This is a genomic window from Treponema zioleckii (assembly GCF_014737315.1).
Classification (GTDB): domain Bacteria; phylum Spirochaetota; class Spirochaetia; order Treponematales; family Treponemataceae; genus Treponema_D; species Treponema_D zioleckii.
In genome coordinates this window covers 1-12,732 of the sequence record NZ_JPUF01000087.1, presented here as the reverse complement: position 1 = coordinate 12,732, position 12,732 = coordinate 1, and the positions used below count along the sequence as shown (strand labels likewise).

General features: G+C 41.7%; 9 protein-coding genes. 4 read left to right on the top strand and 5 right to left on the bottom strand.

The window, feature by feature from the left end; genetic code table 11:
• Positions 1-244 precede the first annotated feature (244 nt).
• Positions 245-871: a hypothetical protein gene (locus JI65_RS15600; protein ID WP_191018089.1), complete on the bottom strand. Its 627-nt coding sequence runs from the start codon at positions 869-871 to the stop codon at positions 245-247.
• 45 nt (positions 872-916) lie between these two features.
• On the opposite strand from JI65_RS15600, the gene JI65_RS15595 reads away from it, so the two are divergent.
• From JI65_RS15595 to JI65_RS15585, 3 genes are all read left to right on the top strand, one after another.
• The gene (locus JI65_RS15595) at positions 917-1,546 is read left to right on the top strand and encodes a redox-sensing transcriptional repressor Rex (RefSeq protein ID WP_191018088.1); all 630 of its coding nucleotides are present in this window, start codon (positions 917-919) and stop codon (positions 1,544-1,546) included.
• 809 nt (positions 1,547-2,355) lie between these two features.
• Positions 2,356-4,140: a DNA repair helicase XPB gene (locus JI65_RS15590; RefSeq protein WP_191018087.1), complete on the top strand. Its 1,785-nt coding sequence runs from the start codon at positions 2,356-2,358 to the stop codon at positions 4,138-4,140.
• Positions 4,141-4,163: 23 nt separating this feature from the next.
• Complete coding sequence (locus JI65_RS15585; protein WP_191018086.1) at positions 4,164-6,335, top strand: helicase-associated domain-containing protein; 2,172 nt, start codon at positions 4,164-4,166, stop codon at positions 6,333-6,335.
• A 74-nt stretch (positions 6,336-6,409) separates the two neighbouring features.
• On the opposite strand, the gene JI65_RS15580 is transcribed toward JI65_RS15585, so the two are convergent.
• From JI65_RS15580 to JI65_RS15570, 3 genes are all read right to left on the bottom strand, one after another.
• Positions 6,410-7,018: a hypothetical protein gene (locus JI65_RS15580; protein WP_191018085.1), complete on the bottom strand. Its 609-nt coding sequence runs from the start codon at positions 7,016-7,018 to the stop codon at positions 6,410-6,412.
• A 203-nt stretch (positions 7,019-7,221) separates the two neighbouring features.
• Entirely contained in the window at positions 7,222-8,466 is a 1,245-nt protein-coding gene (locus tag JI65_RS15575; protein WP_191018084.1) for a class I SAM-dependent methyltransferase, read from the bottom strand.
• 9 nt (positions 8,467-8,475) lie between these two features.
• Complete coding sequence (locus tag JI65_RS15570; RefSeq protein WP_191018083.1) at positions 8,476-9,249, bottom strand: hypothetical protein; 774 nt, start codon at positions 9,247-9,249, stop codon at positions 8,476-8,478.
• 197 nt (positions 9,250-9,446) lie between these two features.
• Between JI65_RS15570 and JI65_RS15565 the strand changes: the two genes are divergently transcribed.
• Positions 9,447-10,691, top strand: a complete 1,245-nt coding sequence (locus JI65_RS15565; protein ID WP_191018082.1) for a dicarboxylate/amino acid:cation symporter — start codon at positions 9,447-9,449, stop codon at positions 10,689-10,691.
• Positions 10,692-10,810: 119 nt separating this feature from the next.
• Here JI65_RS15565 and JI65_RS15560 read toward each other — a convergent pair whose 3' ends face one another.
• On the bottom strand, positions 10,811-12,562 hold the full coding sequence (locus tag JI65_RS15560; protein WP_191018081.1) for a bifunctional diguanylate cyclase/phosphodiesterase: 1,752 nt from the start codon (positions 12,560-12,562) through the stop codon (positions 10,811-10,813).
• Positions 12,563-12,732 lie beyond the last annotated feature (170 nt).

Sequence of the window (12,732 nt, the reverse complement as noted above, 5' to 3'; positions counted from 1 at the left end):
GAAAGCCGGTCATTCTGAGCGTTCTCGATTTGCTTGTCGACGCGGCCTCTCTGTCATGTCGAGCGAAGTCGAGACATCTACTGCTCCCGGACAACAGCAGAGTGGAGGGATATCTACCTCTTGTAGACCTCTCGACTACGCTCGAGGTGACAAAAACGATTATTCCCGTTTTTCAGCATCTGCTTTTGTGTTATGAAAGAGATTCCGAAACTAGTTCGGAATGACAGCAATATCATTTACTACACTAGATTACATTCCCGCTCGTGTTGTTCGCCATCTGCATAGACCACATCAACATGAGCTGGTTGTATTCATCCTGATATTCCTCGATTTTATTTCCGTAAAGAATCTCAGACGTTTCGCCAATCCACATAATCAAAAAAGAATCCTCGTCAACATCAAGTTTCGTAATAAAATCAAGTTTTCCAGTGCCAAAATCAAACTCGTAATCCTCGCCTTCGTGGAGCATTTTTCCCTTTGCCATTACGCACGGCTTCGGAACATCGCTAGCCATTCCACGAAGAATCAGATGCGGCGGATTCGTGTAAGTGCCCTCAATGTGAACGTTCGTTCCGCCATTAAGCTTTTTTTTGAGTTTTAACTCGGTCGTATTCTGGTCGTACTCGTAACTAGACGGGTCAAAATCTGAGCCAAACGATCCGTCGTCATTCAGCAGGCACACTCTTGTGATTTTTGAAAAAATATAGCAGGTAAAAATCTTTCCGTCCTCAGCATGAACGTAAGTATCCAGAAAAGTAGTTTTTTCTGCCGGTAATTTTTCCTGAACCTCAGCAAGTTTGTTTGTTGAAGAACAAGAACCAAAAAATCCCGAAAGCAAAACAGAAATCAAAACAAAAATAATCTTTCTCATGCCGCGATTATATCACATTCACATTTTAATGTTATACTCTACGGTATGAAATCTATTCCATCGCCATCAAAAAGACGACTTGTAACCCTGTCGCAACTTCTCGCACAAACCGAAAGCAAAAACGGAAAAATCACTTCGGTCGAAATCTCGCAAAAAACAGGTTGGAGCGACGCAACTGTTCGTCGGGACATTTCGCTTTTGGAGCTGCACTCAGGAAAATCAAACGGATATTATATAGAAGAATTGCGTTCCGCAATCTGCGAAAAACTGAATATCTCCGCCCCAAAAAACACGCTCCACAAATGTTGCATCGTCGGTCTCGGAAAAATCGGCGAAGCACTCCTGGAAAAATCGATTTACGAAAAATCAAATTTCAAACTTTCAGCAGGCTTTGACCCAAGCATGAACAAAATCGAAATCCTAAAAACGCACATCCCGCTTTATTCAACTGCCGAACTTGAAACCGTAATGAAACTCGAACACCTGGAATTTGCGATTCTGGCCGTTCCAGACGAAAAAGCCCAATCCACCGCAGAAAAACTCGCTGCAATCGGCATAAAAGGAATCGTAAACTACACAAATGTGATTCTCTCGTTGCCAGAAAATGTGGTCGTAGAAAACGCAAATCCGCTCACCGCACTAACAAATCTTCTCTCAAACTGTGGGGAAGAATAATAAGTCGAATATCGAGTTTATACGTCAACTTAAAAAAATGCGTCCACTACCAGAAAAGCGCGTCTGCTTTTGTCATGACTGAAGGTAATAGGAATCCGACTCCCTTCGGTCGCGAACGGTCAGAATCATTTTTGCGCCCAACCTCCGCTACCGACCAACAGATTTTTGGTTTGCGTTTACATCTCGAAAGTTACTTGAAAATCTGTGTCTCATCTGTGCTTATCTGTGTTCATCTGTGTCTAAATTAACAGAAAATCAACTTGCCAGCGTAAAAAATTATCTGCACTACCGTAAGCAATCTACAGTGACTTGCTCAGTTTTGCTTGAAAAACTGATAGGAACGACAAAAAATGTTTGCAGATTTAAAGAAAAATATTGTCGTTCCACTTTTGTTCACGCGGTGCAAGGTGTAAGGAACTTTATTAACGTCGCAAAGCGGCTCACCTTGCAAACGTCCACAAAAGCCGTTTTTTTTACTCTCGTTCCGACAATTTTTTTATCAGCTTTCCTGTAACGAGGAACCCCTGCTTAGAATCATTTTTGCGCCTTATCTATGTTCATCTGTGTCTAAATTATCTCTTTCAGTTTTCCGTTTCCCGTTCTCGTGGTTTCGATACGCTTCGCTACTCAACCACCGTCCACTTTCAATTTTCATTTTGCACTTCATCTGTGTCCCATCTGTGTTCATCTGTGTCTAAATTGCCAAACTACATTTTCACAAGTAAAACTTCGCAAAAGGTAAGACAAAATACAAAAAATCGGGTAAAATATTCGTTCATTAAAATTTTATATAACGGAAGTAAAAATATATGGATTATTCTAACCCTTTGATCGTTCAAAGTGACCGAACGCTTTTGCTGGACGTTCACGCCCCGCGCGCTTCGGAATGCAGACAGGCCCTGGTGCCGTTTGCGGAACTTGAACGCTCACCAGAGCACCTGCACACCTACAGACTCACGGCACTTTCACTTTGGAACGCCAGAGGAGCCGGATTCACGTCGGAAGACGCAATAAAAGTGCTCAAAGAATTTGCCCGCTACGACGTGCCACAATCCGTAGAAGTGTGGATTAAAGAAACCGCAGGCCGATTCGGAAAACTTCGCCTCGTGCCGGCACCGTGGATTGAAGTTACCGGAAAAAACGGCGAAAAAATCAAAGAAGAATATCTTTACCTCGTAACCGAAAATCCGCATGTTTTCAAAGAGATTTCCGCAAGTACGGTCGGAAAAAAACACCTCGTCTCATGGAATTACGAAGAACCTCAAGATGATTTGATGAAAACTTGCATAGTCTCGAACGAAGAAAAAAAATTCTGCTTCAGACTTGCACTCACCGACCGCGGAACAATAAAACAGGAACTCCTAAAAATGGGCTGGCCTGTAAAAGACGACGTACCAATGATTGACGGCGACCCGCTCGAAATTGAATTAAGAACGACAACACTCAGCGGAAAACCGTTCCAAATCCGAGGCTATCAAAAAGAAGCCGCAGAATCCATCGTCGGAAACAAAGGACCGGGAACCGGATTCGGAACAATCGTGCTTCCTTGCGGGGCCGGAAAAACAATCGTCGGAATGGCCACAATGGCACTCTTAAAAACAAACACGTTGATTGTAACGACGAACATAAGCTCTGTTCATCAGTGGATAAACGAACTTCTCGACAAAACCACGCTAGAAAGAGACCAGATTTCAGAATACACGGGCGAAAACAAAACGCTGAATCAAGTCACCGTAGCAACTTACCAGATTCTTACCTGGCGACCAGAAAAAGACGGCCCTTACCCGCATTTTTCGATTTTTAGAGAACGCAACTGGGGACTCATAATCTACGACGAAGTTCACATGCTCCCGGCACCGGTTTTTAGAGTCGTCGCAGAAATTCAGGCAGTCCGCCGGGTTGGGCTTACAGCAACTCTCGTCCGAGAAGACGGCTGCGAAGGTCACGTGTTCAGCCTCGTCGGTCCAAAAAGATACGACGTGCCGTGGAAAGACCTTGAGCAAACAGGATTCATTGCCAGCGCGGAATGCATTGAACTTAGAATCGACCTTCCAGAAAACAAGGAAGTTGAATATGCCGTCGCAGAACCGCGCAAAAAGCACCGACTCGCCAGCGAGAATCCTGACAAAACAGCCTACGTAAAAGCGTTGGTCGAAAACTCACCAGAAGACAAGATTCTCGTAATCGGTCAATATATAGAACAGCTTCAAAAAATTGCGGACGCTTTGTGTTGCCCGATTATCACAGGAAAAACGCCGAACGCAGAACGCGACGAGATTTACGGAAGATTCCGCAAGAACGAAATCCGCGTGCTCGTAGTCTCTAAAGTCGCAAACTTTGCGATTGACCTTCCAGACGCGAGCATGGCAATCCAAGTGAGCGGAACGTTCGGCAGCCGGCAGGAAGAAGCCCAGCGACTCGGACGAATCTTGCGACCAAAAGAGCGAAAATCAAGATTCTTTACGATTATAACCCGCAACACGGTAGAAGAAGATTTTGGGGCGAACCGACAAAAATTCCTTGCAGAACAAGGTTACGCTTACAAAATCGTGCGTTGCACAGAACTTTCAGATTTGAACAGTCTAACTTGCTAACAAAACAGAACGGAGGAAAAACTATGACAATCGAACCACATGCACAAAAGATTTTGGAGTGGAGAGAAAGCATGGCACTTTTGCCAGATGCCCATTTTTTTGAAATCATGCGCATTTATCTTGGGAAAATTCAGACTCCGTTCAACAAGCAAAAATTAATCGAAACTCTCGGTTCGTTTTTAAGAAAGACTGAAAACAAGCAGACAATCATAAAACTTCTGAGTCTCTCGGATTTGCAGATAATTTGTGCCGTAAAATTTCTCTCAAAAGCCACGCATAAAAAACTCGCCGCCTTTTTTAAGGACACTTTTTCCTACGCGGCTCTTTACGACCGGCTTTTAAACCTGGAAGAACGGCTCATAATCTATCGTCATTTGGACAAAAACAGCCAGAAAACGATTATTGACGTAAATCCAATGCTCGACGACGTGTTTGAGCCGTACTTAAAAAAATCTATTCTTTTGGAATCGCCAGAACTCAGCGAGACTTTTGACGAAAGCCAATTTTTGATTACGAACGAACTTCTTGCCGCATACATTTCATTCGTAAATTCGAATTCTGACCTTTTAAAAGCCGACGGAACCTTTAAAAAGCGTGTCGTGCAAGAACTCGAAGAACTTTTTCCAGAAAAAACAGGAATCTTGCAGACGCTCACCACAGCATTTATAAATCTTTCAATTTTTAAGGACAGCCTGCACGGCTACACAGTGGACAAAAGCCGCATAGAAGCCTTTGCCCACCTGGAACCGACAATCCGCCTGGCATATTTGTGCGTGGCATTTCACGGGAGATTTTCAAGAACCGCGCTCGTCCGTCAGGCAAAAATGCTCATCGAAACCGCGACTTCAATTCCACCTCAGGGCTACACCAGAAAAACGCTTTTGCGCGCCGCATATCTCATTTCCGACAATCAGAACGATGTTCCGGGAGTCTCCTCTTTTGGGGCGCGGGGCCGATTCGCAACGATTTTAAAAAATGCGAGCCGAACGGAACAGGTTTCAAAACCAGATCCAGAAGAGGCAGGTTCTTCTGCAGGCACAATTTCGCAAGCTGACGAAGAAAATCTCAATCTGATTCTCGACCGGCTAATCGACACCGCAGAGCAACTCGGAATCATCTCAAAGAAAGGAAAAACCGAAAACGGAGAAAATATTTTTGTAACGGGAAGCGCATTTTTGAGCGCACAAGATTTTTCTTCTGACGACGCAAAAGTGCTCAGCCTTGACGCAGACTTTTCGGTCACGTTGCTACCCGGCCTTTCATTCTCGTCACTGCTTCCATTGATGAGTTTTATGGAAATTACGCGCTTTGACACGGCAGCGACTTTCGAAATCACAAAAAAATCGATTATGCAGGGATTTGATTTTGGGCTTTCCGCAGAAAAAATCATCGGCTATCTTGAAAAGCACTGCCCGTACGAAATTCCGCAGAATTTAAAAATCACGATTGATGAATGGAGCCACACGTATTCTTCGGCATCAATTTACAAAGGATATATTTTAAAAGTCAGCGGAGAAAACAGCTCGCGCACCGAAAAAAACCCAATTATCGCGCCGTTCATCAGCGAAACGCTGGCACCAGGAATTTTTTTGCTTTCGGTTTCGACCGACGAAGAAGCGAACGAGCTGATTTCAAAAAGCGGACTTGATTTTATCGGAAAAATAAAATCCACAAAAAAAGAACACGAAACACTGGGATTTCCGGAGTTTTTTATTGAAAAGCACAATTTTGAATCAGCTTCCGACGTTTGCGCACCGTCCGACCTTGAAAAACTTTCCACCGACGAAGAGCGTGCCGTTCATTTTGATGAAATGCGAAAGGCTCTCGAAAAAATCGAGCTTACAAAAGACCAGCTTGAAAGCCTTGATTTGCGAATAAAGCACAAATTGATTCTGACAGCGGAACAATTGCGTGCGGACAGCGTAAAATTTGAAATTGCCGAAGCGTATGGCATGGATTTTGCAGGAAAAGTTCACGTAATTGAAGGCGCAATCACGAGCCGCAGCATGGTCGAACTTGAATACGACGACAAATACAGCAGCGATGGAATTATCTACATGGGAACTCCGCTCGGCATAGAGCGACTCGACGGCGATGCCGCCGTAAAAGTGCTCCTGCAGCCGAACGAAGAAGAAAAAACTTTTTCTATCGGACAAGCCCGCCGTGTAAAACGCATACGAGGCCGAATTTTTTAGCACATCGAATAGTAATCAACTGTCATGCTGAAATAAATTGAGCATGGCAGTTATTCAATACATCAGATTCTTTTTTATAATAAAGTCGGCACAAGCGAAAGTTTGTAGCCGGCCATTAAATCCATACCTTTTGAGTTTTTAAAATCGCCCGAACTGTACCAGATAAAATTCGAGCCGATAAAGAATCCGTGTCTGACTTGCCCAGAACCAAACTGGAAGTCAAAACGCACGGCAGACTTGTATCGCGCAAAGTCACGCTCTTTTTCGTCTTTGTAAAAAGTATTGTCGTCGCGATAAATTTCGTATTCGCTATAATTTACAGGCTCTATAAGAATCGGAAAGAACAATATTTGAACATTTTTATTGCGCCCGAACACCTTTCCAACAAAAGGCCCGAACTGGCAGGAAGTACCGTTAAAATCGCAACTGTAAACATTTCCTTCAATCTCTTCATCGTGCGTAGAAGTTGCAAGCGCAAAGTTCATCTGCATACCGGCAATCAAATTGGTTTCGGTTATGTAGCCCAATTCAAACACCGCAGAAAAATTAAAAATCGAAGAATCAAATTCCACGCCGCGATATTCAAGATTTTCAAGACCAAGATTCATACCAAGATTGATGTTCAAACGAAAAGGATTTTCCTGCTCTTCTTGATTTTCTGCAAACAAAACGGAAACTGCCAAAATGCCAAGCAAAAAGCAGAGCAAAGTTTTTTTAAGATTTTTTATGTTTTCCACACAAGAGAGTATAACAGTTTATTTATTTTAAGTCAGAATCAATAATGCTTACAAATTCTAAACAACAGGTCATTCCGAACTTGTTTCGGAATCTGTAAATACTGATGCTGAAATAAATTGAGCATGACAGTTAATTTTTATTCGTTATACTAGAGCTGACTGGAGAGTCCGTTAAAAAGCGTCTGCGAAACGTTCAACTCGGCTAAAAGCGGATTTGATGAAGGCGAGCAAGATTTTTCATCAGATTTTTTTACAGCACGAATCAACAAATTTTTTGGAGTGTTAGATTCTTCTATAAATTCAAGAATCTGGGTTTTATACCCGTGAGCCTCAAGAAATTCAGCACGGAGCGCGTCAGTAACCAAAGCCGAAAACCTTTCTTTTATGAGACCGTATTTTAAAAGCGGCGCAAAAGGAGAATCTTCAGGAACCGAAGTTTTTTTGAGCTGCGAATTAATCTCGTGCTGGCAGCACGGCACGCTCAAAATCGCTTTTGCATTACGCCGAATCGCATAATCAAGGGCAAAATCCGTGGCCGTGTCGCAAGCATGAAGCGTAATTATGATGTCAGGCGACTTTTCTTCACCAAAAGAGGCAATGTCACCAACCGCGAAGGTAAGATTTTTTATATTCAGTTTTTGTGTGAGCGAATTGCAATATTCAATCACGTCTTTTTTTAAGTCCAGCCCAAAAATTTCCGCATCGATTTTTTTGATTTCGGTAAGAAAATATTGAACCGCAAAAGTCAAATAGGATTTTCCTGAGCCAAAATCCAAAATCCGCAATTTTGAACCGCATTTTTCAGAAACATCGTCGATTATATCATCAATAAATTCGAGAAATCTGTTGATTTGGCGGAATTTATCGTATTTTGAGGAAATAACTTTTCCTTCCGCAGTCATAATTCCAAGATGAACGAGGAACGGAACTGGCTTTCCTTCTGCCAAAATGTAGTTTTTCTTTTTTGTGTCGGAAGAATTATTTTCGTACTGCAAAAAACGTTTTTTCAGGTCAGTGCGCACGGCTGAGACAGTATTTGAATCGTCTTTAAAATTTTCGGGATTTTCGCCCTTCTCCGACGCTCTGATTTTTTTTACGATACGAGAAATTTTTCCTTTCTTGTTCGAAAGAATCTGGATTTCCTCGGATTCAGTCCGCACGACGCAAGCCTTAAAAGTTTTTCCCGCATTTTCATTCAAAAAATCATTGAGAGAAGTTTCGGAAAATCTTTTGTGAAAAACCTGTTTCTCCGTAAAAAACTCAGCAAAATACACGTCATTATTTTTTGCCGACACCGAAGATGAAGACAATTTGATTTTTATGCGCGTGTATTCCTCGCCGAGTAGTTCAGAAATATTTTTTACGGGTTTTGAAAACGTAGCAGACAGAATCATTTTTATGCCTTAAAAGAAACTGAAGCCGCCCGGACTCTTTGCACCGGCTTTTACCCAAGCGACTTTTTGCTTTGGAGAAAGACCTTTTTTGAGCTGGTCAATTTGGTCAATGTATTCGCAGAGCCAAACCGCAAGCGCGCTGTCTTTTGTAGCAAGGTCATTCGAAGGTTCGCAGCTAACGAGCACCGGCGTAATTTCAGTGTTGTTCACAAGTGAAGCCGCAATGTTCTCCGCATACGCCTTAAATGCATTTGCCGCAGCCGCCACAAGCGGTGAAGACAAATTGTTTGCCGCGCGTGCAGATGACGAAGTGATTCCGTCACATTCAGAAGGATTCGATTTATAAAGGAAAATCAGTTTTACAGTCTTTTTAGATTTTTCTGCAGCAGAATTGTCTGCCGCGTATATATTTTTTTTGGTGATTCGAGAAATCAATTCCATCGTAAGATATTGATAGCTCGCAATGAGTTCTTCAAGAACTTTTATGCTTTCAGAAGGATTCAGAGTCTCCCCGTATTTTGACGCAAGCCAGGTTTCATCAAAAAAAAGAACAGCTTCGTCAATATTTCCAAATTCATTCAAACTGCTCAAAACCATCGTTCGTGCAGAAAGCGCCGAAGACCTGTTCCAAGAAAGACATTTTACATCGTTTGGCGGAGTGATTTCGAGATCCTCTGCCGTTTCTTTTGTAATCATCGTTTTTCGTCCCTGAAACGACGCTCCAGAGGCAAAGTCCGTTCCTGCCGGAAGTTCCTTTCCAGCAATAAGCAAGTTTTTTTCCATAAGGGAGAGTATAGCATATTCACGGATTAAGACACAAGGAAACGCTACAAGTTGATTTTTAGATTTTAGTTAAACTTTCGCTTTGCCGGGGTAAACTTGTGCCGACGTTCCATGTCGCCGCGAGTCTGAACAAACCAATTTTTTCGCTGTAAAATCAACATTTTCAAGATAACCTCTTTTATGCTATAATTTTCTTTATGAAAGTTTGGATAAAATATTTGCTCGGTGTTATTCTTGGAATTGTCGCTTATTTTATTCTTCCAATGAATATTCCAGCCGTAAGCCTTGCTGTTGAAAATTGTTCTGAATTTGCAATCAGATTCGGAAGATATTCTTTAATGCCGATTTTGTTTTTTGGAACGACATTTGCAGTCTTTAAATTACGAAGTCAGAAACTCTTGTTAAAAGCAAGTTTTTGGACAATCCTTGCCATCGTTTTTTCCACGGTGATTTTGATTTTTCTTGGACTTTTCTCCCTCGGAGTCATCAAATTTTTTGACGTAAACCTTCCGCGTATTCCGATTACAGGCGAACGCATGGCAGAAACTCCAGCAATCAACGTAAAAGAACTTTTTATGAACCTTGTGCCGTATTCAAGTTTTGACTCCCTCAAAGACGGTGTTTATTTGCTTCCAGTATTTTTGTTCGCAGGATTTGCAGGTGCGGGATGCGCAGTAGACACGGCTTCTTCAAAACCTGTAATCACTCTTCTGGAATCACTTGCAAAACTCTGCTACACACTTTCAAGTTTTATCGTTGAATGGATTGCAGTCGGAATGATTGCAATTTCAAGCTACTGGCTAATTTCGCTAAAAGCCTTTACCGAGGCAAAGATTTTTATGCCGATGACAGTCCTCTTGCTCGTTGATTTGATTCTATTCATATTCTTGATTTGCCCGATTCTCATAAAGGTTTTCTGCAAAGACTCAAGACCGTACCGAGTTCTTTACGCAGGAATCAGTCCTTTGCTTGCAGCTTTCTTCTCGCGGGACACAAACTTCGTGCTGCAAGTAAACATGCGCCACGGGAAAGAAAGTCTCGGAATCAACGACTCGCTGAACCACTATACCTACCCACTTTTCGCAATTTTCGGAAGGGGCGGAACAGCACTTGTAATCACTGTTTGTTTCGTAACGATTCTTCGCTCATATTCGCCATTGGCATTCTCGATGGGCAACATTACATGGCTTTTCCTTTCAGCATTCGGTGTTTCCTTTATTTTATGCGCATTGCCGGCCGGCGGAACTTTTGTGGCACTTGCAGTGCTATGCACGATGTATGGAAAAGGTTTTGAATCTGGCTATATTCTTATGAGACCTGCAATTCCAGTTCTTGCAAGTTTTGCATGTGCGTTCGATGCCGCCGCAGCCGCATACGGAAGCTACTTTACAGCCATGAAGTGCAAAATGATTGAACATGTTGAGCTGAGACACTTTATTTAAAAGACTTAATTATTTGACACAGATACACACGGATACACACAGATAGGACACAGATTTTTTTTTGTTCTATCTGTGCCTGTGACACAACAACAAATCGCAAAATCTTTTTGAAGGAGCTTTTAAAGCTCTTGAATCGAGTCATTTTTCTTTAACAAAGATTCTTTTTTTAAATCCGAAACAATGAAATTTTTCTTAAAATTCTTGGAGTTTTCCGGCCGACCAAAATAGAAGCCCTGAAATTTGTCTGGCTCAAAAACAATCAGTTTTTCAATATCATTCTTGCTTTCAATACCTTCCATACAAACTTTCATGCCAAGTTCATGAGCCATTTGAGTAATGTGCTTTATAACGTGATTGTCGCCCTCGTTTCCGTGAGTCGCATGATGAACGAACGTATAATCAAGCTTTAACGTTGTTGCATGAAGATACTGCAAATAACGAAGGTTCGAATATCCAGTTCCAAAATCATCAATATCAACATTCAGGCCCATGCCCGAAAACGCTTCAGTAAGTTTTTGCAAAGCCTCAACATTATCAATGTATCCGCTTTCGGTAAGCTCCACCGTAATATTTGCCGGCGAAACCTTGGAAGTCAGCAAAGCCGTCTCAACATCCGAGAGAATATCGCTTTTCTGCACCTGAATATACGAAATATTCACGCTCATGTGAAAATCTTTTTGTATTCGATTCCAATCATGGCACTGGCTGAACGCATTCTTTAAAATCCATCTTCCAACAGAAATTATCATGCCCGTTTTTTCAAGAATCGGAATAAATTCATCCGGATACAAAAGTCCGTATTTTGGATGAGTCCAGCGCAAAAGCGCTTCCGCGCCAATCACATTCGGAATAGAGCAGTCAGAATCAAGATATGGCTTCCGTGCATCAACAACAGGCTGATAATAAAGCTCAAATCCTTCAAAGCCCTTTCTTATTGAGTCACGGATTTTTTCCTGCAAATCAAGTTTTCTAAGATGGCTATTGTAATCCGCGGCATTGAACATTACCAACTTGTTGCGGCCAGTCTCTTTTGCGACAGAAACCGTATAATTTAGTTTTTTAAGGAATTCGTCAAGCTGGCTCAAATCGTTGGAAAAAGCCACAATTCCCGCAGAAATAGTAAAAACTATGTCAGCCTCCATAGTCTTTTCAACTTCTGCAATTTCGCGTTTGAGATTTTCAAACATTTTTTGAGCGGTAACAGCCGAACTTCCGTCAAGATTCATACAGATAAACTCATCGCCAGAAATGCGGTAAGACCGTGAATCCATAGTGGAGCAAACTTTTCGGCAGCACTCAGCGACTTTTTGAATCACAAGATTTCCAGTCGCAATTCCATGCTGCTCATTTATCAGCCCCAAATTGTCAATGTCGATTTTTAGCATGAATCCTGAAACTTTTAGTTGCTGTGAATGCTTGTCGCCAAAATCTTTTCGAAACTGCGTGTCGGTAGGAAGCCCCGTAAGCAAATCAGATTTGTCCTGAGAGTCGGTAATAGTCAAAAAACCCACCAGAGTTTTTTCATCGTTGTCAGAAATCAGCTGGCTCCGGCAACTGAGCCAAACAGGCTTGCCATTTTTGTTGACCCACCGAAATTCAATATTGTGGTCTTTTTTTCTACCAAGTTTCAGAGAATCAAATTCTGCCATCATTATGGCTTGATCCTCTTTGTAAGTGACTTTTAGGAGCTCATCAATGGAATTGGAAAACTTATTGCCAGGCAAATCAAAAAAATTACAGGCGAAATCAGAAATAAAAAAAGTACTTTTTGTAAGATTATGAAAAAAGACAAAAGAATCCGTACAGTTATTAAGCACTGTAAGAACACTTTCAAGCTGATTCAATGATATATCCTGTGAATAAACTTTCATTTCTTATCCTACTTTTTGAAATATTCTTTCAGATTAGTCAAAATCCGTAATCTTTTTGAATAACTTTTGTTTAGATAAGAAAAGTATAACGCTCAGATACAATTTAAATCTGAACAAATCAAATTTTTTCCTAATTTTTCATTTTTTTTTAATTTTCCAAAAATATCTCT